This is a genomic window from Streptomyces sp. NBC_01520 (genome assembly GCF_045040375.1).
In the GTDB taxonomy this organism is placed as follows: domain Bacteria; phylum Actinomycetota; class Actinomycetes; order Streptomycetales; family Streptomycetaceae; genus Streptomyces.
The window spans coordinates 785,272-808,033 of sequence record NZ_CP109404.1; the positions used below are offsets into that span (position 1 = coordinate 785,272).

At 69.0% G+C, this 22,762-nt stretch carries 26 protein-coding genes and 1 pseudogene; 6 read left to right on the forward strand and 21 right to left on the reverse strand.

From position 1 onward, the window contains the following. Nucleotides 1-25 precede the first annotated feature (25 nt). Both ltrA and OG524_RS03550 read right to left on the reverse strand, forming a co-directional pair. Nucleotides 26-1,465 (reverse strand): group II intron reverse transcriptase/maturase, encoded by a 1,440-nt coding sequence (ltrA, locus tag OG524_RS03545; RefSeq protein ID WP_405809026.1) that lies wholly within the window; start codon nt 1,463-1,465, stop codon nt 26-28. 688 nt (nt 1,466-2,153) lie between these two features. Then, nucleotides 2,154-2,588: a hypothetical protein gene (locus tag OG524_RS03550; protein ID WP_405809027.1), complete on the reverse strand. Its 435-nt coding sequence runs from the start codon at nt 2,586-2,588 to the stop codon at nt 2,154-2,156. Between the two features lie 126 nt (nt 2,589-2,714). Between OG524_RS03550 and OG524_RS03555 the strand changes: the two are divergent. After that, a pseudogene (locus OG524_RS03555) lies at nt 2,715-3,326 on the forward strand (AraC family transcriptional regulator); the annotation flags it as partial. Nucleotide 3,327: 1 nt separating this feature from the next. After that, the gene (locus OG524_RS03560; protein WP_405393432.1) at nt 3,328-3,558 is read left to right on the forward strand and encodes a hypothetical protein; all 231 of its coding nucleotides are present in this window, start codon (nt 3,328-3,330) and stop codon (nt 3,556-3,558) included. Between the two features lie 16 nt (nt 3,559-3,574). Here OG524_RS03560 and OG524_RS03565 read toward each other — a convergent pair whose 3' ends face one another. Continuing rightward, entirely contained in the window at nt 3,575-4,540 is a 966-nt protein-coding gene (locus OG524_RS03565) for an ROK family protein (protein ID WP_405392402.1), read from the reverse strand. A gap of 182 nt (nt 4,541-4,722) precedes the next feature. Here OG524_RS03565 and OG524_RS03570 point away from each other — a divergent pair, with 182 nt between their 5' ends. Beyond that, a complete protein-coding gene (locus tag OG524_RS03570) occupies nt 4,723-5,751 on the forward strand; it encodes a LacI family DNA-binding transcriptional regulator (RefSeq protein ID WP_405392400.1) in 1,029 nt (342 codons plus the stop codon). 5 nt (nt 5,752-5,756) lie between these two features. Here the strand turns inward: OG524_RS03570 and OG524_RS03575 are convergent, their stop codons facing one another. The 5 genes from OG524_RS03575 to OG524_RS03595 all read right to left on the reverse strand — a co-directional run bounded on the left by OG524_RS03575 (nt 5,757) and on the right by OG524_RS03595 (nt 10,261). Next, nucleotides 5,757-7,055: a DUF6986 family protein gene (locus OG524_RS03575; protein ID WP_405392399.1), complete on the reverse strand. Its 1,299-nt coding sequence runs from the start codon at nt 7,053-7,055 to the stop codon at nt 5,757-5,759. A gap of 169 nt (nt 7,056-7,224) precedes the next feature. Then, nucleotides 7,225-8,187, reverse strand: coding sequence for an electron transfer flavoprotein subunit alpha/FixB family protein (locus tag OG524_RS03580; RefSeq protein WP_405809030.1), 963 nt, complete (start codon nt 8,185-8,187; stop codon nt 7,225-7,227). A gap of 58 nt (nt 8,188-8,245) precedes the next feature. Further along, nucleotides 8,246-9,031, reverse strand: a complete 786-nt coding sequence (locus OG524_RS03585; protein WP_384498710.1) for an electron transfer flavoprotein subunit beta/FixA family protein — start codon at nt 9,029-9,031, stop codon at nt 8,246-8,248. A 200-nt stretch (nt 9,032-9,231) separates the two neighbouring features. After that, complete coding sequence (locus tag OG524_RS03590) at nt 9,232-9,738, reverse strand: flavin reductase family protein (protein ID WP_405392397.1); 507 nt, start codon at nt 9,736-9,738, stop codon at nt 9,232-9,234. Between the two features lie 196 nt (nt 9,739-9,934). Continuing rightward, a complete protein-coding gene (locus tag OG524_RS03595; protein ID WP_405392396.1) occupies nt 9,935-10,261 on the reverse strand; it encodes a TlpA family protein disulfide reductase in 327 nt (108 codons plus the stop codon). A gap of 220 nt (nt 10,262-10,481) precedes the next feature. On the opposite strand from OG524_RS03595, the gene OG524_RS03600 reads away from it, so the two are divergent. Next, on the forward strand, nt 10,482-11,204 hold the full coding sequence (locus OG524_RS03600) for a lysophospholipid acyltransferase family protein (RefSeq protein ID WP_405392395.1): 723 nt from the start codon (nt 10,482-10,484) through the stop codon (nt 11,202-11,204). Between the two features lie 21 nt (nt 11,205-11,225). Here OG524_RS03600 and OG524_RS03605 read toward each other — a convergent pair whose 3' ends face one another. The 5 genes from OG524_RS03605 to OG524_RS03625 all read right to left on the reverse strand — a co-directional run bounded on the left by OG524_RS03605 (nt 11,226) and on the right by OG524_RS03625 (nt 15,076). Further along, nucleotides 11,226-11,918 carry a B3/4 domain-containing protein gene (locus OG524_RS03605; RefSeq protein ID WP_405392394.1) on the reverse strand — a complete coding sequence of 231 codons (693 nt, stop codon included), beginning with the start codon at nt 11,916-11,918 and terminating at the stop codon, nt 11,226-11,228. Between the two features lie 58 nt (nt 11,919-11,976). After that, a complete protein-coding gene (locus OG524_RS03610; protein WP_405809032.1) occupies nt 11,977-12,576 on the reverse strand; it encodes a transglutaminase domain-containing protein in 600 nt (199 codons plus the stop codon). 66 nt (nt 12,577-12,642) lie between these two features. After that, nucleotides 12,643-13,707, reverse strand: coding sequence for a threonine aldolase family protein (locus tag OG524_RS03615; protein ID WP_405812420.1), 1,065 nt, complete (start codon nt 13,705-13,707; stop codon nt 12,643-12,645). Then, entirely contained in the window at nt 13,704-14,471 is a 768-nt protein-coding gene (locus OG524_RS03620) for an SDR family NAD(P)-dependent oxidoreductase (protein ID WP_405392392.1), read from the reverse strand. The genes OG524_RS03615 and OG524_RS03620 overlap by 4 nt, the downstream gene beginning before the upstream one ends. 26 nt (nt 14,472-14,497) lie before the next feature. Then, a complete protein-coding gene (locus OG524_RS03625) occupies nt 14,498-15,076 on the reverse strand; it encodes a hypothetical protein (RefSeq protein ID WP_405809034.1) in 579 nt (192 codons plus the stop codon). 265 nt (nt 15,077-15,341) lie between these two features. Here OG524_RS03625 and OG524_RS03630 point away from each other — a divergent pair, with 265 nt between their 5' ends. Further along, the gene (locus OG524_RS03630; protein ID WP_405809035.1) at nt 15,342-15,602 is read left to right on the forward strand and encodes a hypothetical protein; all 261 of its coding nucleotides are present in this window, start codon (nt 15,342-15,344) and stop codon (nt 15,600-15,602) included. 47 nt (nt 15,603-15,649) lie between these two features. Here OG524_RS03630 and OG524_RS03635 read toward each other — a convergent pair whose 3' ends face one another. From OG524_RS03635 to OG524_RS03665, 7 genes are all read right to left on the reverse strand, one after another. Beyond that, on the reverse strand, nt 15,650-15,841 hold the full coding sequence (locus tag OG524_RS03635; protein WP_405392389.1) for a hypothetical protein: 192 nt from the start codon (nt 15,839-15,841) through the stop codon (nt 15,650-15,652). Nucleotides 15,842-16,263: 422 nt separating this feature from the next. Beyond that, entirely contained in the window at nt 16,264-17,109 is an 846-nt protein-coding gene (locus tag OG524_RS03640; RefSeq protein WP_405392388.1) for a protein kinase, read from the reverse strand. A 57-nt stretch (nt 17,110-17,166) separates the two neighbouring features. Next, nucleotides 17,167-17,610, reverse strand: coding sequence for a glycine-rich domain-containing protein (locus OG524_RS03645; protein ID WP_405392387.1), 444 nt, complete (start codon nt 17,608-17,610; stop codon nt 17,167-17,169). Between the two features lie 259 nt (nt 17,611-17,869). Continuing rightward, complete coding sequence (locus OG524_RS03650; RefSeq protein WP_405809036.1) at nt 17,870-18,124, reverse strand: hypothetical protein; 255 nt, start codon at nt 18,122-18,124, stop codon at nt 17,870-17,872. Continuing rightward, entirely contained in the window at nt 18,124-18,336 is a 213-nt protein-coding gene (locus OG524_RS03655; RefSeq protein ID WP_405392386.1) for a hypothetical protein, read from the reverse strand. The genes OG524_RS03650 and OG524_RS03655 overlap by 1 nt, the downstream gene beginning before the upstream one ends. Nucleotides 18,337-18,427: 91 nt before the next feature. After that, nucleotides 18,428-19,639, reverse strand: a complete 1,212-nt coding sequence (locus tag OG524_RS03660; RefSeq protein WP_405809038.1) for a helix-turn-helix domain-containing protein — start codon at nt 19,637-19,639, stop codon at nt 18,428-18,430. A gap of 88 nt (nt 19,640-19,727) precedes the next feature. Then, on the reverse strand, nt 19,728-21,146 hold the full coding sequence (locus OG524_RS03665; RefSeq protein WP_405392384.1) for a DUF6421 family protein: 1,419 nt from the start codon (nt 21,144-21,146) through the stop codon (nt 19,728-19,730). 248 nt (nt 21,147-21,394) lie between these two features. Between OG524_RS03665 and OG524_RS03670 the strand changes: the two genes are divergently transcribed. Next, the gene (locus tag OG524_RS03670) at nt 21,395-22,078 is read left to right on the forward strand and encodes a glycerophosphodiester phosphodiesterase (RefSeq protein WP_405392383.1); all 684 of its coding nucleotides are present in this window, start codon (nt 21,395-21,397) and stop codon (nt 22,076-22,078) included. Nucleotides 22,079-22,087: 9 nt separating this feature from the next. On the opposite strand, the gene OG524_RS03675 is transcribed toward OG524_RS03670, so the two are convergent. Continuing rightward, the gene (locus tag OG524_RS03675) at nt 22,088-22,636 is read right to left on the reverse strand and encodes a GNAT family N-acetyltransferase (protein WP_405392382.1); all 549 of its coding nucleotides are present in this window, start codon (nt 22,634-22,636) and stop codon (nt 22,088-22,090) included. Nucleotides 22,637-22,762 lie beyond the last annotated feature (126 nt).

The following is a 22,762-nucleotide window of genomic DNA, read 5'->3' on the forward strand; positions in this document are numbered from 1 at the left end:
CTCCACAAATCCCGTTCCGGGGTGTTCAGTTCCTCATGCCGTAGTGGGCCACGGAGCCGGAATGAGTTTTCCCCGGTATCGGTATCTGGTCGTGCTTACCTTGGCCGGGTTGAACAGTTCCGCTTCCTCTGTGACGGGCCACCAGCGGCCGCCGTAATAGCGTCGGCGGAGCTGTTTCCAAGTGATCCCGGGGTGCTTGCGTCGGATCCATCGTGTCACCCTCATCCACGCGTAGTGGCTGAGGGTGACAGAAAGCGACGTTCGACACTCCGGGACGGAAAGACGCGCACCATCCCCGCAACACCGAGTTCAGTCGGTTGAGCAAGGACTCCAGCGACAAGCCGACGTTCTGTCGTCCGGTCAGTTCCTTCACCTTGCCCGTTACGGAACGCACTGATTTCCGCGCCGGATAGGTGTAGATGTACTGCCGATCAGTGCCAACTTTCCGGTGACGCTGGATGCGCCATCCGAGAAAATCAAGGCCCTCGTCAATGTGCGTGATACTTGTCTTCTCCACCGACAGGCGAAGGCTCATTGGCTTCAATGCCTCTACGGCCTCGTCGCGTACTTCCTCGGCATGTTCCCGGCGCCCGAAGACGAGTACGAGGAAGTCGTCCGCATACCGGACCAGCCGGTAGTTAGGCAATCCTCGGCGCCGTCTCCTGTGCCGATCCTCGGAGGTGCCATCTGGTCCTCCGGGGCCCTGGGCGATGTGCTCGTCCAGGACCGAGAGTGCGATGTTGGCCAGCAGCGGCGACAGGATCCCGCCCTGCGGGGTCCCGGTGCGTGTGTCCGTGAAAGCTCCGTCACGGGACAGGATCCCGGACTTCAAGAACGCCTTCACCAAGGACAACACCCGCTTGTCCCCGATTCGATTCCGCACCCGCTCCATGAGGGCCGGGTGCGAGATCTCGTCGAAGCACGCCGCGATGTCGCCCTCCACCACCCACTCGTATCCGTGGCTGGCGAGGTAGCGGGTCTCGGCGATCGCATCGTGAGCTCGGCGGTTCGGGCGGAACCCATAGGAACACGGGAGGAAATCCGCTTCGAATACCGGCTCCAGCACCAGTTTCAAGGACGCCTGGACCACTCGGTCCGCCACGGTCGGAATCCCCAGACGACGAAGCTTGCCATTCGCCTTGGGAATCATCCGCTCGCGGACAGGAACCGGATGGAAGCTGCGGTCTCTGACCTGGGTCCGTAGCTTGTCGAGAAACGCCTCGACTCCCTGCCCGGCTTCGATGGAGCGGGCGGTCTTCCCATCCACTCCGGCCGTGCGGGCACCCTTGTTTCCCCGGACACGGTCCCACGCCACCAACAGGAAGGCGGGATCGGCCACGAGGTTGAACAGGTCGTCGAACCTGCGATGAGAATCATCGGCAGCCCAACGGTGCAGCTTGGTCTGGATCTCCAGTACCCGGCGTTCGGCCTTCATCAAGGCCCATTCCAGCTCGTCGGTATTCACCGGCGACGACCTCCTGGCATTCCACTCTCCTTACTGCTGACTTGCTGGACCCCTTCCCCATGTGACCGGCTTTCCCGGCCTCGGAGTACTACGGAGCCTCCGTCCTGCCCGACGGCCATCAGCCGGCGATGGACCTGCCCCCGATCGGACTGGACGTCCGATATAGGGGCGACCGCGGACAGTTCCCACGTTCACCACGAATCGATCGACAGGTGAGGTGCCCAGCTCTACCCCGGCAGCATCGCCACACTTACGCCGCAGACTTTCGGCGTGGCCTCCCCACCGATGAGTGGAGTCGGCTTCGGAGTCGACCACCGAGGAGCGCTGGTGGTCGTGCACTGCGTCCGGCCCAGATCCGCCAGGTTCGAGCCGGTGTCGTAATTACGGGGCGTCAGGCACTGATTTCTCGCGTGCACCTTCCTGTCTCGCTAGCCGGACCCGGGTCGTCTGGCAGTACCAACCCGTCCCGGCGTTGTCGGGGCTGCTTGCCGCTCGGCTCGGCATCCCCCGAACCGAACTGCCCCCAGCTTCAACCGGATTGCTACGACAACCCGGTGGTGAAGGTCTCTCACCTCACTCGATTCCATGGCGCCTCGTGGCGCACCCACCCGCTACGACAAGCGCGGTTGCGTCTTTCTCGGCACTGCCACCGCCGCGGCCGTCGTCATCTGGCTCCGAACATGAGCTCCTACGCGACCCAGCAGTAGACGCTCTGGTTCTGGCGCCGGGCGCTGCTGACGAGAGCAGCCAGATCACCCACGATGGCGTCGGCGATCTCAGTGTCGATGACCTCGCCGTCCTCCGCGCGCAGCTGAGTCCACGAGGCGGCGACATCGCTCAACCTGACGTGCGTGGCGTCCGTGAGCGCAGTGGACAGGCGAGGCGAGATCGCGAAGACGACGCATCCGTCGTTGTCCTGGCCAGCGACGATGCGAGGTTCACCGGCCTCGAAGAGTTCCTCGAAGCTGCCGCCGGCCAGAAGGCATTCCCACTCGATCACGGCCTCTTCAGGATCGAAGTTGCCGAAGGAGAGCGACTCGAATGCCCGTCCCGGCCCGGTCTGGAGGGCCAGGCTCGCTGCCGTGTCGTCCGGCGCGACGAAGAACTTCACGATGATGCTCACCCGGGCATCATGCCCGACAGCCCACATCCGTGATCGGCCGGACAAGTCCCGCTCACTGGCCGCGGGATCCCGCCCGGCGCGGTCTTCCTGGACCGCAGCGGCCGCGCGCACGGCGACACCATGTCCACCAGCCTCGTGGTGCAGAACGATCGCCAGTGCCTGCTGAGGCCGGGAGACTTCGCCGTCTACGAATCGACCACCCCCTACACACACCTCTTCGACGAGGGAGTCGACAACCACTTCTTCCGTTTCCCCCGCGCGGCACTCGCACTCCCCGATCAGGTGTTACGGGACATCACCGCGGTCCCCCTGGGACCCGACAACCCCATTGCACGCCTCGCCTTCCCCTACTTCTCCCAACTGGCCGTCAGCGACGACCTGCACCAGGGCGCGTCGCACGCCGTCGTGGAACCCAGGATCGAACTCCTCCGCGCCGCCCTCGCATCCCAGCACGGCAACTCCAGCCTGGCCAGAGCACCGTTGGAGGCGACACTCAGCCTGCGGATCACGCAATACATCCGAGCACACCTGGCTGATAACGATCTGTCTGCGGCACAGATCGCCGCCGCACACAGCATCTCCGTACGTCACCTCTACACGGTGCTGTCCCGGTCGGACATCAGCCTCGGAGACTGGATCCGTACACGCCGCCTGGCCGAATGCAGGCACGAGCTGGCCGGCCCGAACGGCCGGCTGCGGACCATCGCGGCCACAGGACGAAGGTGGGGCTTCGTGGACGTTGGAGCGGGCAGCACAGGAACGGCACGGGCAGCACAGGACGACATTGGGGGTACGCGCGGTGCGCCGTACGGTGATCGAGCGGTTCCCCGCGGGCGGACCGCGGGGCAGCGGGCCCGCCGAGGAGTTCGCGGCGGCCCGCCGAGGCGAGGGCCTGCCCGCCGAGGTGGTGATGGACCAGGACGCGTTCCTCGTCGTCGTACCGCGGCAGCCCGCGGACGGGGACCGCTGAGCACCCCACCGGTCCGCTACGGGGTCACTACGGCCCGTACGTCCGCCCCGGCGTGACGGACCGCCGAGGCGGCGGCAGCCGCGCCCACGAGGCCCGCGTCGGCGCCCATCACGGCCGGCGCCACCGTGATGCCCTGGACGAAGGAGAGCGTGGCGTAGTCGCGCAGGGACCTGCGCAGCGGCGCGAAGAGCACCTCGCCCGCCCCGGCCACTCCCCCGCCGATCACCGCGATGTCGATCTCGGTCAGTGTGGCGGTCGCGGCGATCCCGGCGGCGAGCGCCTGGGCGGCTCGCTCGTACGAGGCGACCGCGGCCGGGTCACCGGCCCGCGCGGCGGCGGCCACCGCGGCTGCGGTGGCGTCGCCGTCCGGGCCGGGGAGCCATCCGTTCTCCAGGGCGCGCCGCGCGATGTTCGGCCCGCTGGCCAGGCGCTCGACGCAGCCGCGCGCCCCGCACGGGCACAGGTCGCCGTCGAGATCGACGCTGATGTGGCCGATGTGGCCCGCGTTTCCGGTCGGCCCCCGGTGCAGCTTCCCGCCGAGCACGAGGCCCCCGCCGACGCCCGTGGAGACGACCATGCACAGGGCGTTGTCGTAACCGCGGGCGGCGCCGAGCCAGTGCTCGGCCGCCGTCATCGCGACACCGTCGCCGACCAGTGCGACCGGCAGTCCGCCCGTCGCCGCGCCGACCCGCTCGACCAGCGGGAAGCCGCGCCAGCCCGGCACGTTGACCGGGCTGACCGTGCCCGCCGACGCGTCCACGGGGCCCGCGCTGCCGATGCCGACCGCGCGCGCCCTGTGCCACAACGGCGAAGCCCTGAGATCGTCCAGGACGGCGCCGACCGCCGCCATCACCGTTTCGGCGTCCTCACGTGCGGGCGTCGGCCGCTGCGCCCGCACCAGCAGGGATCCGCCGCCGTCCACCAGCGCGCCGGCGATCTTGGTGCCGCCGATGTCGAGCGCGGCGACGAGGTCGGTATGCATCGGTGTGGACTCTCCGGAGGGGTGAGGGGCGGGACCTGCGAGTTCAGTCGGTGGTAGTCACAGTCTCTATTCTGTTGACAACGTTGTCCAGGGCCTATGCTCGACGCCACAGCCTCCTGCCGTCCCGAAACCGCTCCGGGACGGCAGGAAACGACCCGCACCCGACGACAGGACAGCGCACCGTGGCCGAGACCGCCCGTCATCCCGAGTCCCGCTACGGCAACAGGCCGACCATGAAGGATGTGGCAGCCCGTGCCGGAGTGGGACTCAAGACGGTCTCCCGGGTGGTGAACAGCGAACCCGGCGTCACCCCCGACACCGAGCGCCGCGTCCAGGAGGCGATCGAGGCACTCGGATTCCGCCGCAACGACAGCGCGCGCGTCCTGCGCAAGGGCCGCACCGCCTCCATCGGCCTCGTGCTCGAAGACCTCGCGGACCCCTTCTACGGCCCGCTGAGCCGCGCAGTCGAGGAGGTGGCCCGCGCCCACGGCGCCCTGCTCATCAACGGTTCCAGCGCCGAGGACCCGGACCGCGAGCAGGAGCTCGTCCTCGCTCTGTGTGCCCGCCGCGTGGACGGCCTCATCGTGATCCCGGCGGGTGACGACCACCGCTATCTGGAGCCCGAGATAAAGGCCGGGATCGCCACCGTGTTCGTCGACCGGCCGGCCGGTCGGGTCGATGCCGACATGGTCCTCTCGGACAGCTTCGGCGGTGCGCGCGAGGGCGTGGCCCATCTGATCGCACACGGCCACCGCAGGATCGGCTTCCTCGGTGACCAGCCCCGCATCCACACGGCGAAGGAGCGACTGCGCGGCTACCACGCCGCCCTGACCGATGCCGGGATCACGGTCGAGGACTCCTGGGTCTCCCTCGGCCCGACCGATCCGGCCCGGGTCAGGGCCGCCGCCGAGACCATGCTCGCGGGCCCCGAGCCGGTCACCGCGCTCTTCGCGGGCAACAACCGTGTGACGGTCACGGTCGTCCGGGTCCTCGCGGAGTGCGACCGCAGGATCGCGCTCGTCGGCTTCGACGACATCGAGCTGGCCGACCTGCTGGGCATCACCGTGATCTCCCAGGACGCCGCGGCGGTCGGCCGCACCGCCGCGGAGCATCTCTTCCGCCGCCTGGACGGCGCCGACCACGCCCCGGCCAGGGTGGAGCTGCCGACGCGGCTCATCCCGCGCGGCTCGGGCGAGATCCCGCCCGCCTGAGCCGCCTACGGAGCGGTCACGGTCAGCCCGCCGCGGCGGGGTGAGGCGAAGGTGTCCAGGTCCGCGCGGGTGAGGCCGGTGAGCTCGGCGACCTCCGCGGTGTCCAGGGCGCCGCAGTCGATGCCCCGCAGCAGATAGCCGCTGAGGGCCTTCGCGGTGGCGGGCTCGTCCATGACGTCACCGCCGGCCTTGGCCACGTACGCGGCGAGCCGGGACGCGGCCTGCCCCAGGCCCTCGCGGTAGAAGGTGTAGACGGCCGCGTAGCGGGTGGGCAGGTGCCCGGGGTGCATGTCCCAGCCCTGGTAGTAGGCGCGGGCCAGGGCGCGGCGGGTGAGGCCGTGGTGGAGGCGCCAGGCGTCGTGGACCTGTGCGGTGGGGCCGACGGGCAGCACGTTGGTGGAGCCGTCGCAGACGCGTACGCCGGTGCCCGCGGCGGCGACCTGCATGACGGCCTTGGCATGGTCGGCGGCGGGGTGGTCACTGGCCTGGTAGGCGGGGCTGACGCCGACGCAGGCGCTGTAGTCGAAGGTCCCGTAGTGCAGGCCGGTCGCCCGGCCGTGCGCGGCGTCGATCATACGGGCCACGGCCGCGGTGCCGTCGGCGGCGAGGATGGCCTGGCTGGTCTCGATCTGGATCTCGAAGCCGAGGCGCCCGGCCGGCAGCCCGTGGGCCCCCTCGAAGGCCTCCAGCAGGTGGACGAAGGCCGCGACCTGCTCGGGGTACGTCACCTTCGGCAGCGTGAGGACGAGCCCCTCGGGGAGGCCGCCCGCCCGCATCAGGCCGGTGAGGAAGACGTCCGTGGTGCGGATGCCCCGGTCTCGTACGGCCGCTTCCATGCACTTCATGCGGATGCCCATGTACGGGGCAGCGGTCCCGTCGCCGTACGCGGCGGCCACCAGCCGGGCGGCGCGGGCCGCCGCCTCGTCCTCCTCGGCGTCCGGGCGCGGGCCGTAGCCGTCCTCGAAGTCGATGCGCAGGTCCTCGACGGGCTCGCGCTCCAGCTTGGCCCGTACGCGGTCGTGGACGGGCTCCGCGAGCTCCTGCGGGATGCCCAGGACCCCGGCGAGGGCGGTGGCGTCCGGGGCGTGCTCGTCGAGGGCCGCCAGGGCACGGTCGCCCCAGGAGCGGATCGTCGTGGCGGTGAAGGCGTCGGCGGGGACGTAGACGGTGTGGACGGGCTGGCGCGTGCCGGGGTCTCCCGGGTAACGGCGGACGAGTTCCGCATCCACCTCCGCGAGGGAGGCACCGATCTCCGCACCGACCACGCCGGCGAGGCTCGTCGCCACCTTCTCCTGCTGACCCATGACCGCACCCTCCATCTGACAGCATTTCCGCTTCCCGGAATCCTTCATCCGTATAGTGAAGTTATAAGTCGCCGATGCCTGCGTCAATGGTGATCGGAAACGGCCCGGGGCCGCGCGGCGAGAACACCACGCGGCCCCGGGCCGTCGTACGGGTACGGCTTCCGCCGGATCAGCCCTTGCGGGTCTTGACCTCGTCGGTCAGCTGCGGGACGACGTTGAAGAGGTCGCCGACGACGCCGTAGTCGACGAGGTCGAAGATCGGGGCCTCGGCGTCCTTGTTGATCGCGACGATCGTCTTCGAGGTCTGCATACCGGCCCGGTGCTGGATCGCGCCGGAGATGCCCGAGGCGATGTACAGCTGCGGGGAGACCGACTTGCCGGTCTGGCCGACCTGGTTGGTGTGCGGGTACCAGCCGGCGTCGACCGCGGCGCGGGATGCGCCGACGGCGGCACCGAGCGAGTCGGCGAGGGCCTCGATGATCGCGAAGTTCTCCGCACCGTTGACGCCACGGCCGCCGGAGACGACGATCGCGGCCTCGGTCAGCTCCGGGCGGCCGGTCGACTCACGCGGGGTGCGGGAGAGGACCTTGGTGCCGGTGGCCGTCGCGGAGAAGGACACCGCGAGGGCCTCGACGGCGCCGGCGGCCGGAGCCGGCTCGACCGGGGCCGAGTTCGGCTTGACCGTGATGACCGGAGTGCCCTTGGAGACACGGGACTTGGTGGTGAACGAGGCGGCGAACGCGGACTGCGTGGCGACCGGGCCCTGGTCACCGGCCTCCAGGTCGACGGCGTCGGTGATGATGCCGGAACCGATACGGACCGCGAGGCGGGCCGCGATCTCCTTCGCCTCGGCGGAGGAGGGCAGCAGCACGGCGGCCGGGGACACCGCGTCGTACGCGGCCTTCAGCGCGTCCACCTTCGGTACGACGAGGTAGTCGGTGAACTCCGGCGCGTCGGCGGCCAGGACCTTGACCGCACCGTGCTCGGCGAGCACGGCGGCGGTGTCGGCGGCCCCGTTGCCGAGGGCGACGGCGACGGGCTCGCCGATGCGGCGGGCGAGCGTCAGCAGCTCCAGGGTGGGCTTGCGGACGGCACCGTCCACGTGGTCGACATAGACGAGAACTTCAGCCATGGGACTTCAATCTCCTGCGTGCGAGGGAGTGCGGGGCGGTGAGGGAACAGCCGGGGGCTCAGATGAACTTCTGGCCCGCAAGGAACTCGGCCAGCTGCTTGCCGCCCTCGCCCTCGTCCTTGACGATCGTGCCCGCGGTGCGGGCCGGACGCTCGGCCGCGGAGTCGACCGCGGTCCAGGAACCCGCCAGGCCGACCTCGTCCGCCTCGATCTCCAGGTCCTCCAGATCAAAGGACTGAACCGGCTTCTTCTTCGCCGCCATGATGCCCTTGAAGGACGGGTACCGGGCCTCGCCCGACTGGTCGGTCACCGAGACCACGGCCGGGAGGGACGCCTGGAGCTGCTCGGACGCGCTGTCGCCGTCACGGCGGCCCTTGACGGTGCCGTCCTCGACGGAGACTTCGGAGAGCAGCGTGACCTGCGGGACGGAGAGGCGCTCCGCGAGCAGCGCCGGAAGCACGCCCATGGTGCCGTCCGTCGACGCCATGCCGCAGATGACCAGGTCGTAGCCGGTCTTCTCGATGGCCTTGGCCAGCACCAGCGAGGTACCGATGACGTCCGTGCCGTGCAGGTCGTCGTCCTCGACGTGGACGGCCTTGTCGGCGCCCATCGACAGCGCCTTGCGCAGCGCGTCCTTGGCGTCCTCGGGGCCCACCGTCAGCACGGTGATCTCCGCGTCGTCCGCCTCGTCGGCGATCTGCAGCGCCTGCTCGACCGCGTACTCGTCGAGCTCCGACAGCAGACCGTCGACGTCGTCACGGTCCAGGGTCAGGTCATCGGCGAAGTGCCGGTCGCCGGTGGCGTCGGGCACGTACTTCACACAGACAACGATCCTCAAGCTCACGCCGGCTCTCCTACTGCATCGTCATTTCTGGGCTGCCTTGTTGCACGCAGCATAGGCGCCTTATGGGGCGCATCCGGTCGGGGCGACCGGTGCTCCGAGGGCAATATTACTCGCCAGTACACCCAGCATATTCCCCATGAGCAAGCGCTTGGAACTGTGACGTTGCCAACGCGCGCCGCCCAAGTGCCGCCTGCGTGCCCTCAGTCTCGCAGAGCCGTGAAACGGCCCTGGTGGTAGACCAGTGGGCGGCCACCGCCCGCCGGATCCCCGAGCACCGCCTGGGCGATCACGATGCGATGGTCCCCCGCCGGGATCCGGGCCACCACCCGGCACACCAGCCAGGCAACCACACCGCCGAGCAGCGGTACGCCCTCGGGTCCGCTGCGCCAGTCGGTGGACGGGCCGAACCGGTCGGCGCCGCTGCGCGCGAAGGTGGCGGCCAGCTCCTGCTGATCCTCGCCGAGTATGTGCACGCCGATGTGCTCCGCCTCGGCCACGACGGGCCAGCTGGACGACGAGGTACCCACCCCGAAGGAGATGAGGGGCGGATCGGCCGCGACGGAGTTGAGCGAGGTGGCGGTGAAGCCGACCGGCCGCTCGCCGGCCGCGGTGATCACTGCGACCCCGGCGGCGTGCTGCCGGAAGACGGAACGGAGAAGCTCGGGCGAAGCCGTCCGGGGAGTGCCGAGCTCGGGCGATGCCGTCATGGAAGTGTCCTTCTGCGAGGGGGCGTACGGGGCCGTGGGTTCTTCAGGCACCCGGACAGCGCGCACTGGCGTGGCGCACGAGGTCGACATGGACCCGGCCGAAGAGAAGGAGTTCTGGCGGCATAGCGTCAGGGTGACGATGCGCGGCGTGTGCGGTCAAGCGTGTCCCGGCATGTGGGAGATGCGTCACGGTCCGTCACATCGCCTGTCCCAGCGCGGCGACGACGTCCGCGGTACGCGGCTGCCCCACCGCCCTGCGGACGATCCGGCCGGCCGCGTCCAGCACCAGGACGGTCGGTGTGCGGCTGATGCGGAGCCTGCGTACGAGAGTGAGATGCGCCTCCGCGTCGATCTCCACGTGGGCGACGCCCTCGACCATCGCGGCCACCTCGGCGAGCGTGCGCCGGGTGGCGCGGCAGGGCTGGCAGAACGCGCTCGAGAACTGCACGAGAGTCGCCCGATCTCCCAGTTCAGCGCCGAGTTGGGCTCGGTCCAGCATGTCGGCAGCCGTCTGCCCGTCCATCCGCGGCCTCCTTCTCAGAGCTCTGCGCAAAGAGTCAGCACCGGGCCACGGCATTACATTCCCGGAGGATTCACGTGACGAGAATCTCGCGCCCCGGGCCCTTTGGGGCTGGCCACGGCGTCGCACATGGGGCACGATCGCCACAATGCCGAATACCTACGGCTGCGTAACTTACGCCGGGAGAACCCTCCCCAGGCACTGAAGAAGGGTCTTCATCCAGATGGCAGAACTCGTCTATCGGCCGGTCGTCGGCGCCGCTCGCACGCTGTTCAAGGCGCTCGACCTGAAGATCGACACACAGGGTTCGGAGCACATCCCGAAGACCGGTGGCGCGGTACTGGTGAGCAACCACATCAGCTATCTGGACTTCATCTTCACCGGACTCGGTGCCCTGCCCCAGAAGCGGCTCGTCCGCTTCATGGCGAAGGAATCGGTCTTCCGGCACAAGGTCTCCGGACCGCTGATGCGCGGCATGAAGCACATCCCCGTCGACCGCAAGCAGGGCGAGGACGCCTACGCGCACGCGCTGTCGTCGCTGCGTTCCGGCGAGATCGTCGGGGTGTTCTCCGAGGGGACCATCTCCGAGTCCTTCACGCTGAAGAGCTTCAAGTCGGGTGCCGCCCGGCTGGCCCAGGAAGCCGGCGTACCCCTGATCCCGATGGCGCTGTGGGGCACCCAGCGACTGTGGACCAAGGGCCACTCACGCAACTTCCGCCGCAGCCACATCCCGGTCACCATCCGGGTCGGTGAGCCCATGGCCGCGCCCTCCGACCAGTACGCGGGCGCGATCACCCGTCGGCTGCGGGAGCGCGTGCAGGAGCTCCTGGAGGCGGCACAGCGCGCCTATCCGGTACGCCCCAAGGACGCGAGCGACACCTGGTGGGTCCCGGCCCACCTCGGCGGCACGGCCCCGACGCCCGACGAGGTACGCGAGCGCGGCTGACGACGGGGCACGGCGGAGGCTTCACGCCGGTGCGTGGAGGGTGATCCGCGCTCCCGGACTCAGTTTCTCAAGCGACTCGGCGAGTTCGGTGGCCGCGGCCTCGAGCTCGCCGGGTGTCGCGGGGGCCAGGCCCTCCAGCAGGAAGACCGCGTTCACCGATTCCTCGGTGAGGCGCGTGCGGACGCCCTGGCGCCAGTTCCAACGCCGACAGGTGACGGCCTCGTCGTCGCACCAGACGACCTCGCCGGGCTCCGGGTGCTCCACGACGTCCGCCCCGCCCGCGGCCGTCGGGAACGGCTCCTGCCCGGTCGCTCGCACGAGCCGCATGGCGCCCTTGATGTGATCGGTGTCCTCGCCACCGACCGGGATCAGGTGGGCGACGCTGATCGCGTTGTAGAGGTCGACCAGCCGGTTGATGCGGGGCAGCCCGGCGTCGGTGAGCGCGCGCCGGGCGAGGGCCTCGGCCGAATTGCGGGTACGGGACGGCTTGGCGCCGAACGCCGCGTACGCCTCGCGCCAGGCCGCGACATGCGGGTCCTCGTGCGGCGCCCGGCCGCCGAGCCGCCCGACGAGCCTGCGGGTCGCGTCGTCCAGGAGGGCCGAACTGCCTTCGTCGCTCGGCCCGTTCACCAGCCCGCGCGCCTCGACGGCGAGGTGGGTGAAACCGGGGGCGAGGCTGCGGACCTCGTCGCAAACCGTGATCATCAGGGTCATCTTCTGCCTTACGTCGACGCGGTACGGATACGGGGAACGACCACGCCCGGCACGACCATCAGAGCGCGGTGGGCAGGTTCCGCCACAGCTCCGAGCGGTCCCGGGCGCTCCGCAGCGCACGGAGAACCGCCGGATGCGGTGCTGCATAGAGTACCGGATAGTCCATTTCACTGAACTGCGCCCGTGGCACCCAGGCCAGCCGCTCCACGCCGGCCGAGAACTGGGCGTCGATGCCCGGCCTGTTCCCGCGCGGATCCTGCCGCACCCAGCGCTCAGCCCCCGGGAGCCTCACCGCCACCAGCCCGTGGACGGCCGGGTCGGCACCCTCGTCATCGGTGAGCCGCTGGTAGCAGAGACCGGCCGGGATCCCCGCAGCCCGCAGCAGGGCCGCCAGGGCGTGCGCCTTGGCGTAGCAGATGCCGGTACGCGCGCCGAGCACGTCGGAGGCCCTCCAGGTGACCCGCGGATCACCGGCGTCCGCCGAGTGCGGGATGGTGTCGCGCACAAGGGTGAAAGCCGCAGCGGCGTATGCGTATGCATCGGCCGACTCCGCGCCGAGACGGCCGGCCGTCTCACGCACCAGCGGGTGGTCATGGTCGATGGCCTCGTCGGCGGCAAGGTAGGCAGAGATCTCGGGGGTGTGCTGAATCAGCTCCATGCCCGCCGAGCGTAGCGATGCGACCGACAGGAAGCCAATGACTTTCCGGTCGGCCGCATACTTATGCTATTGGCGCGCCATCTCTTCCTTGAGCGCCTGGACGAACGCGTCAACGTCCTCCTCGCGGGTGTCGAAGGCGCACATCCAGCGGACGTCACCGGCCTTCTCGTCCCAGAAGTAGAACCGGAAGCGCTTCTGCAGCCGCTCGGACACCGTGTGCGGGAGCCGCGCGAAGACGGCGTTGGCCTGGACCGGGTGAAGGATCTCCACACCGTCCACCACTCGGACCCCGGCGGCGAGCCGCTGCGCCATCTCGTTGGCGTGCCGGGCGTTGCGCAGCCAGAGGTCGCGCGCGAGCAGGGCCTCCAGCTGGACCGAGACGAAGCGCATCTTGGAGGCCAGCTGCATCGAGAGCTTGCGCAGGTGCTTCATCGCACGGACGGCGTCCGGGTCGAGGACGACGACGGCCTCGCCGAAGAGCGCGCCGTTCTTGGTTCCGCCGAAGCTGAGGACGTCGACGCCGACCGCGTTGGTGAACGTGCGCATCGGCACGTCCAGGGAGGCGGCGGCGTTGGCTATCCGGGCACCGTCCAGGTGCACCTTCATGCCCCGCTCGTGCGAGTGCGCGCAGATGGCCCTGATCTCGTCCGGCGTGTAGACGGTGCCGAGCTCGGTGTTCTGCGTGATGGAGACGACCTGCGGCATCGCCCGGTGCTCGTCGTCCCAGCCGAAGGCCTGGCGGTCGATGAGTTCCGGAGTGAGCTTGCCGTCCGGGGTGGGGACGGTGAGCAGCTTCAGCCCGCCCATCCGCTCGGGCGCGCCCCCCTCGTCCACGTTGATGTGGGCGGACTCGGCGCAGATCACCGCACCCCAGCGGTCGGTCAGCGCCTGGAGGGCGACGACGTTGGCGCCGGTGCCGTTGAACACCGGGAACGCCTCGGCGGTGGGGCCGAAGTGGCTGTGCATGACGCGCTGGAGGTGTCCGGTGTAGTCGTCCTCGCCGTAGGCGACCTGATGGCCGCCGTTGGCGAGGGCGAGGGCCGCGAGGATCTCCGGGTGCGCGCCCGCGTAGTTGTCACTGGCGAAACCGCGTACCTGCGGATCGTGATGCCGCCGCGCGTCGGTCCTCAGGGTTGCGGGGTCAGCCACAGGCGCTTTCCGTTCACTTCTCCGGCGGGCACGTCCCAGACGCCGGCGATGGCCTCGGCCAGCTCCTTGACGTCGGTGAAACCCGCGAACTTCGCATTCGGGCGCTCGGCGCGCATCGCGTCGTGCACCAGTGCCTTCACGACCAGGATCGCAGCAGCCGCCTTCGGGCCGTCGTCGCCCCCCGCCTTGCGGAAGGCGTCGCCGAGGGCGAGCGTCCAGGCCTCGGCCGCCGCCTTGGACGCCGCGTAGGCGGCGTTGCCGGCGGTGGGGCTGCTCGCTCCGGCGGCACTGATCAGCACGTAGCGGCCGCGGTCGCTGCGCTGGAGGACGTCCTGGAAGGCGAGCGAGGTGGACTGCACGGTGCGGATCAGCAGCTTCTCCAGGAAGTCCCAGTCCGCCAGGCTGGTGTCCGCGAAGCCGGCACTGCCGCGCCAGCCCCCGACCAGGTGGACCAGGCCGTCGACCCGGCCGAATTCCTTCTCCGTCTTGGCGGCCCAGTCCTTGGCCGCCTCCAGGTCGAGCAGGTCCACGGTCTCGCCGGTGACGGTCGCCCCGCCGTGCGCGTAGCGCGCCGCGTCGACCGCCTCGGCGAGCCGCTCGGGGTGGGCGTCGGAGGCGACCACGGTGGCACCCGCCTCCGCGAGCCGGAGCAGGGTGGCCCGGCCGGCGGCTCCCGCCGCCCCCGCAACCGCGATCACCGCACCGTCGAGCACACCGCTCCCGTCGCCCTTGACTGTTGCGTTCATGGCCACCGCCTCCTCAGAACGTGCGCTCACGCGGCTGCCCGCCCGGCATCCGCCGCGGTGATCCCCTTGGTGGAACTAATCCGCTCGCCCGCTTCAGTTTTCACTACTTCCTCCGGGGAATCATCGATCGCGCCGTAAATCTTCATGGGAGGCAGAGTGTAGCCATCGGGTGCTTGCACCCCCTCGTACGGGCCGTACGCCTTCAGCGCCTCGGCGTACAGGCCGGAGGAGAACCACCGGCGGGCGCCTCGGTAGAAGAAGCCCCAGCCCTTCCCGCCCATGCGCTCGTCACGGTCATAGTCGTGCCATCCGGCGTCGTTACGCAGCTTCTCCAGGAGCATGTCGAAGCATCCTCGGTCGTCCGGCTTGGACTTCCGTCCTCCTGCCAGGATGCCTTCGACCCGTGCCCACTGCTCGCTGGAGACGCCGGTCGGAATGGGGATCTCGTTCTCCCGGTGCCACTCCAGCATCGGGTCCCTGCTCCCGCCCGCGCGTCGGGGCTTACTCTCCCCCTGGATCTCGACGCGGACGCGCAGGAGTTCCAAGATCCCCTTCTTCTCGGACCGGCTGAGATCGCCCACGTTCAAACCGACGCGGTCGATCACCCCGCGCATCGTGTCGGCCCGCTCCTCCTTCTGCTCGGCGCGAAGCAGGGCGTGCGCTACTCGAAGGCCGCGTACAACGAGGCGTTCCGGGCCCGCCTGATGGACCTCTACGACACGGTCCGGGAGCAGGCTCGGGCGTACTCCTTCGAGCTGCGTATCCCGGAGCCGGTGAAGGTGACGACGGTGGCGCCGACAGGTTCCATCGCCAAGCTGCCGGGAGCGACCGAGGGTATCCACCCGATCTACGGCCGCCACTTCAAGCGGCGTGTCCGGTTCAACCGAGTACGCCGACAACGCCGTCAGTTACACCGCGAACGTGCCCGAGGGCCTGGACGTGGACGAGACGATGGCGGTGATCAAGCGCTGGCTCCCCGACCTGAAGGGGACCACGATCATGGTCGACGGCACGCGGGAGCAGGCGCCGTACGAGCGGATCACCGAGGCCGAGTTCGACGCCTACGAGGTGACCTCGATCGAGGATTCCACGGACGAGGACTGTGCCACGGGCGCCTGCCCGGTGCGATGAGCAGGAAGGGCCCCTCGATCCCCGAGGGGCCCGCTCCTGGCGCTCAGTCACTTCCCAAGGGCCACCATCACGAACACGCCGATCACGGCGATGCAGATGGTCATCGTGGCGCCGAGGGCGCGTGCCCCGTAGGCCAGACCCGTCTTCTTATCCGTGCCCATCAAGATGCCGGCACCCGTGGCGACCAGCATGGAGAATACGAGGCTCGCGCAGAGGGCAAGCGCGACTGCAACCATCACGTCGGCATCCTTCGCCATTCGGGAGGTGCCGGACGAAGGCGCACAGACTCGACCGGCCACCTCGAACTGGGTGGCTTGGAAGAGGTCGTCGGCATGGCAGCGCCGAGTGCTCTTCCGGTCGAGTCCCGTTGCGCAGTCAACAGAACCCGGTGTGGCGGATTCATCAAGTGCCTAGCCCCAAGCGAATGCGGGCCTTTCAGGTCTTTTGGCTTGGGGATGGCTGCGTAGTCCCCGACGCCCGCAAAGCCGGCCGATGTAGCGGGCCTAGCTCGCTCATCCAAGATAACACGCAGCGACCGCACGTATGCACAAGCGAAACTGATGAAGCAACAGGTCTAACCCGACAATGAGTTGACCACCTGTGCGACATGACGAAGACCCCCCAGGCCGGCGCTCTGGGGGGTCGTCGTCATGTGGTGCATTCAGTTCAGGGCCTTGCCCACCTCATAGATCGTGGGCCTATCCCTGGGGTCGTAGCTAAGCATGTCCCGGATCAGCCGGCCCATCGAGCCGGGGATCATGACGTCCCGGTGTCGACCGTCCACGATCGCCTGGCGCTGCACGGGGCGCGGAGCGTCATCCGGATACTCGACCGCACGCACTCCGGTAGCGGAGATGAGCAGGGAAGCGCCCAGGGCGTAGACGTCGCCGGCCTGCGTCTGCTCAGCTTCGCCGCTTTCCAGCACGCTGCGCGAGATCTCGGGCGCCTCGTAGTGGACAAGGCATCCGCGGAACGGGAAGTCCAGCGCCTCGGGGATTCGGCCGCCCTTGGCTAGGGCGAGGTCGATCAGGTGCGTGCGGTCCGGCCCGATGACGAAGTGGGCGGGCTGTACGTCCCCGTGCGCCCAGCCCTTGATGTGCAGCTCGGCGAGGGTCTCGACGCAGGACAGGACGACGCTCCGGTGCGGCTCGACCGACGACCCTTCGGTGCGACAGGTTTCCCAGAGCTGGTACAGACTGGGCCCCTCCCGCCAGGGCTGGACGTTCCAGGTCCCGTCCTCCCATGGGCCGTAGGGCGTGACGTCGTTGCTCAGCAGGTTGAGGATGTGCCCTTCGCGCGCGGGCGCAACGGCCGTCCACGGCTGGGGCGGCCCTTCGCCCGAGAGGTTGGGATACCCGAGCTTCGCCGCCCACCTGCCTTCATCGTTCGCGATCTCCCACACGGTGGAGCCGCGTCGGTTCAGGACCTGGCGCTGCGAGGTAGGCATGAACGCGTCGATGATGACGATGGGAAGTTCTCTTGCGGGCAACGCTGTGGCTCCCTTCATGGGGGTGCGGCCAGCCCGGCGTACAGACTGGCCGCACCCTACCGCCGGAGGGCGGTGTTACCTGTAGTCGCGACCGTCGTCCGAGTCGCACTGTGCGGCGTTGATGCCGCTGACCGTCCAGAGGTCGTCGAAGACCATGAAGCCAGCGGCCTTCATCGCGTGGGCGGTGGTGGTGACGTTCTCCAGTGGACGCCCGCCCTCAACGGGCGCTGGTGCCGGGTTGTGGTGCAGAAAGCGCCCGGCGTGCTTGTTGCAGAACTCGGCGTACGCCTTCGTGTGGAGGAGGAAGGCGTGGTAGCCCTTGTCGACGTCATCGCTCGGCATCATCGACGCCGTGGCGGTGGCGGTGGTGGCGACGAAGGCGATTGCCTGGTCCGCGATCCGCTCGGCACGGTCCAGGGGTTCGCCGTCGTGCTGCATCACGAAGTTCGCGATGCTTCCGAAGAGGGCCTCGTCGACCAGCGCGCGGCCGGTCCTCGTCTCGTTCGCTACGGCAGTCATGCGTGTTCCTCTCGCGTTGGAGTGGTGCACTGCACTTGCGGCCCGCCCGGCTGCCAACAGAGCACCCCAAGGCAGCCGAGCGGGGTTTGATAGGCCCGTCCTGCATGGGTACGGGGGAGACCGGGGGTGGTCACCACGCAGGACGGACCGGCTTAGGGGGTGGGGTGGCCGACGATGGCCAAGCCCACGACGAGCCCGATGGAGACCATGATCGTGAAGACGAAGATGGGGCCGGCCAGTCGGCCGATCGCTCGCCGGATCATGAGCGGCACCTCGGATCGACGTTCATCCAGGTACGCCACGGGCGGGTGATGCTCTCCCGGTAGGTGTGGTGGCTCGGGTTCTGTCCGCAGTGGGTGAGGACCCACTCCTGCGGCTTCTCCCAGTCCTCGAAGCGCTCGGACTCCGCGGAGCAGACGACGCACTGCATCGCGTAGGTGACGGGCTCGGCGGCCGTGTCCGAGTCGGGGGCAACGGTCCAGTGGATGTGCCGGACGATGGCGCGGACGGGCATCACAGAACCTCCCCGCGGCTACGGGCGTTCGCCTTGGCGACCCGCTCGCGCAGGGTCGAACGTCGACCCTCGATACCGTCGAACGGGGGCAGGTCGGCGCCCTCTGCGCTGGTGCCCAGCGGGTCGTCGGTGCCGTGGAAGACGAGTAACTTGCCGTCGTGCCCGTTCTGCTCGATCGCTTCGGACAGTGCCTCTCTCGCGCTGTACGCCATGACCGTGCACCCCTCGCGTTGACTGACTGATCATCAGGCTCGCGCGTGGGAGGGAGGATCTACAGGGACGGAACGTCCCCCTTTCTCGGCATTAGCTCGCCACTCCGAGGAACTCTGCGAGCTTCCGCAGGCCAGGAGGACGCGCCGGCCCCGCCCAGAGGTCCCCGACGATGGCGACGGCGAGGGTGTGATGGCGCATCCACGCCGGCGCGACCTCCCGCAGCCGTGTGAGGGCCTTCACGGCTCCTTCTGCGTCCCCGAGGTCGGTGTGGGCGCGGGCGACGTCGAGGAGCAGCCACGTGCGCCATGACGGGGGCGTGTCGGAGCTCAGGCGCATCCCCTTGGCGAGCTGTAGGGCCTCGTCGGGTCGTTCGTGCTGCACCGCGAGCCGTACGCGCTCGATCCGGACCGAGGAGCGGCTGAAGACGGACACCAGCTTGCCGTCGACAGGCGGAGGGAGCTGCGAGAGCCGCTTCGTGGCTGTCTCCGCGGTCTGCATCATGTCGGAGGCCATGTCGTAGTCCCCGGAGCGGGCGGCTGACGTCGCGGCCGACATCACCAGGCCACCCCATACCCGAACGCCTTCCGCGGTCTCGATGCGCTCTCGCTCGACCTTGTCGGCCGCGTAGATGGCTAGGTTCGTTGCGTCGTCGAGCCGGTTCTGACGCTGGTAGTTCCATGCCACCGAGTTACTGATCATCGACGAGAGCAGCGGGTCGGAGGACTGGTCGGCTGCCACTATCGCGCGATCCAGCGCGGACAGCGCGAGGTCGACCTTGCCCATGCGGATCGCGAGGTGGCCAGCGAGCTGGAGGGCTTTGCCGAGGGCTGCCTGACCGGCCGCCTTTTCTTCCGGAGTGCCGATGGAGGCGAGGAAGCGGGCGTCGTTGACGATGCCAGGCAGGGCGTTCATGAGCCGGCCGAAGTTGGCGTCGTGGTAGATGGTCCAGGCGTCCGCGAGTTCCCGGCGCATGAGCGGGATGGTCAGGCGCTCAGTGTCGCTCGGCTCGGGTGGCGGGGCGAACATGGGGGGCATGACGGCTCGGCGCAGGGCTACGAGCTGAGGGGGGTCGACGTCTCCGGTCGAGGGGACGCCGGGCGGGTCTCCGAGGAGGGCTGTCAGTTCGACGCCGAGACCCTTGGCGAGGGAGTGCAGGGTGGGCAGGCGCGCGGAGTGCTTGCGCTTCTGCTCCAGCTTCTTGATCACGTCTACGGATACGCCGGACAGCTCGGCCAGTGCCTCTTGCGTCTGGTCTGCCATGCGGCGGAGTCGCGCGAGACGGTCCCCGAGGTGCTCTGCCATGGTTCGAGCGTACGGCCGGCGGTAGTAGGTCGTACGCGGCACGACAAAGCCCCCGCACTTGGCGGGGGCTTGTCTGCTGATCAGAGCGTTAGGGCTTCTTGGTGCTGCCGATCTCGAACTCGAAACCTGAAGCGTTCCCGCGAATCCCCTTGGTGGAGGCAATCACGTGCTTCAGCTTCTTGGAGAGCGCCTCATAGAACATGCTCAGGGGAAACTCGTCCGGAAGCACGTCGTCGACGAGCTTACGCGGCGGCTGTGTCACGTCCAGGGCGTCCGGGCCCTTGGCCCAGCGGGAGCCGGGGTGCGGTGCGAGATACTCGGCGACCAGGTCGTACGCCGCGAACCAGTGGACCAGTTTCGGGCGGTCGATGCCGTCGCGGTAGAGCTTCTCGATCTCACCGCAGAGCTGGTTGGTGACCTGCGGGGCGCGGGCCCAGTCGATCTTCAGCGTGTTGTCGGTCCAGCGGACCACGTCGTGCTTGTGGAGGTAGGCGAAGAGGAGCTGGCCGCCGAGTCCGTCGTAGTTGCGGACGCGCTCGCCGGTGACGGGGAAGCGGAACATCCGGTCGAACAGGACGGCGAACTGCACGTCACGGCCCTGGCCGAAGCCGTCGGCCTCGAGCTTCACGGCCTCCTTGAAGGCGGTGAGGTCGCAGCGCAGCTCCTCGAGCCCGTACATCCAGAACGGCTGGCGCTGCTTGATCATGAAGGGGTCGAACGGCAGGTCACCGTGGCTGTGGGTGCGGTCGTGGACCATGTCCCAGAGGACGAAGGCCTGCTCGCAGCGCTTCTGGTCGCCGATCATCTCGCGGATGTCGTCGGGGAGCTCCAGGCCCAGCAGGTCGACGGACGCCTCGGTGACCTTGCGGAAGCGGGCGGCTTCGCGGTCGCAGAAGATGCCGCCCCAGCTGAAGCGCTCGGGGGCCTCGCGCACGGCGATGGTCTCGGGGAAGAGCACCGCGGAGTTGGTGTCGTAGCCCGAGGTGAAGTCCTCGAAGGTGATGCCGCAGAACAGCGGGTTGTCGTAGCGCGTGGCCTCGAGGTCGGCAAGCCACTCGGGCCACACCATCCGCAGCACGACCGCTTCGAGATTGCGGTCCGGGTTGCCGTTCTGCGTGTACATCGCGAAGACGACCAGGTGCTGGAGGCCGTCGGCGCGGTCCCTGGCCGGCTGGAAGGCGAGCAGGGAGTCGAGGAAGTCCGGGACGCCGAAGCCGTCCGCGGTCCAGCGGCGGAGGTCCGCGACGAGCGCACGGTGGTACTCGGCGTCGTGCGGGAGGAGCGGAGAGAGCTCCTCGACCGCTGTGGCGACCCGCTCGATGGTGGCCCCGGCAGTCGCGGCCGAGGGGGCACCCTCGGCCGCGAAGTCGATGGACCCGTCCTTGGACTGCCAGGGGCGGAACTCCTCCACGGCACTCTTGAGCGCGGTCCAGGCCGGGTGCTCGACGACCCGCTGGGCAGCAGCTATCGCGCCGGTGGCGGTGGCGTGCTCAAGAATTTCCGTCATAACTCTTCCTTCACAGGAGAACCTCGCGTCAAGTAACCGTATCCATATGCGGTTCCTTCGGACAAGTGGGATCCAGAAAATTATCCTGTCACCCTTCATCTTCACCGCCATTTTTCCTGCCACACATCCATCGGACAACTTCTTCCGTCGGGCAGGTGGGACATACGTCGTCCTCCGTGCAAGAAGCTGGTTCCCTGGGGGTAGGAGCAGCACGCGGAGTGTCGACGACGGACGGAAGCGGGATCACCTTGACTTTTCTCACCATCGGCCATCGCGGAGTCATGGGTGTCGAGCCCGAGAACACACTGCGCTCGTTCACGCACGCGGAGCAGGCGGGCATGGACGCCGTCGAGCTGGATCTTCATCTGAGCAAGGACGGCGCGCTCGCCGTCATGCACGACGCCACCGTGGACCGCACGACGGACGGCAAGGGGCTGATCGCGGAGAAGACGCTGGCAGAGCTCCGCGAGCTCGACGCCGGGCAGGGCGAGCGCGTGCCGGTCTTCGAGGAGGTGCTCGACGCCGTCGGTTCACCGGTGCAGGCCGAGATCAAGGACGTGGCCGCGGCACGGGCGCTGGCCGAGCTGATGCTGCGGCGCGATCTCGTCGGCCGGGTCGAGGTGTCCTCGTTCCACGACGAGGCGGTCGCCGAGATCGCTCAGCTGGTCCCGGGGGTGCGGACGGTGCTGATCGCGAGCCGCTGGGGCGGCGACGTGGTGGAGCGGGCGAAGGCGGTGGGCGCGGCGACGCTGGCGCTGAACATCCGCCGCCTCACCCTGGAAGTGGTCGAACAGGCTCACGCGGAAGGCCTGAAGGTGATCGGCTGGGTGGTGAACACCCAGGACCATCTGCGTCTGGTGCGTGCGCTGGGCCTGGACGGGGCGACGACCGACTATCCGGAGATCCGTCGCGCGGGCCGTTTCACCGCCTGAGCCCGCCGGTCACAGCTCCTTGACCAGCAGTTCGAAGACGAGGTCGTCGCGCTGCGGGATCCCGAAGCGCTCGTCGCCGTACGGGAAGGGGGTCGTCGTGCCCGTACGGCGGTAGCCACGGCGCTCGTACCAGGCGATCAGTTCCTCGCGGACCGAGATCACCGTCATGTGCATCTCCTTCACACCCCAGCTCTCGCGTACGGTGCGCTCCGCCTCGGCGATGATCACCTTGCCGAGGCCGGCGCCCTGCAGTCCGGGGGTGACCGCGAACATGCCGAAGTAGGCGGCGTCGCCCCGGTGTTCGAGCTGGCAGCAGGCGACAGGAGCACCGTCCCGCTCCGCCACGAGGAGCCGTCCCGCGAGGGCCGTGACGACCTCGCGCACTCCGTCCGCGTCCGTGCGCCTGCCGTGGAGGATGTCCGCCTCCGTGGTCCATCCGGCGCGGCTCGCGTCGCCCCGGTAGGCGGACTCGATGAGCTCCACGAGGACCGGCACGTCCTCCTCGGTCGCGTCACGGAAGGTCAGCCGTGCCTGATCGGGGGAGGGTGCGATGCCCATGCGAGGTACTCCGTATGTCTGCTGCCGACGGTGCCGTCCGAGACTAACCCGGGCCGCGACCGCCCCCCCACAGGCCCCTGGCGCGCTCCCTCACACCCCAATGCGCCCCGGTAGGACGGTCTTGAG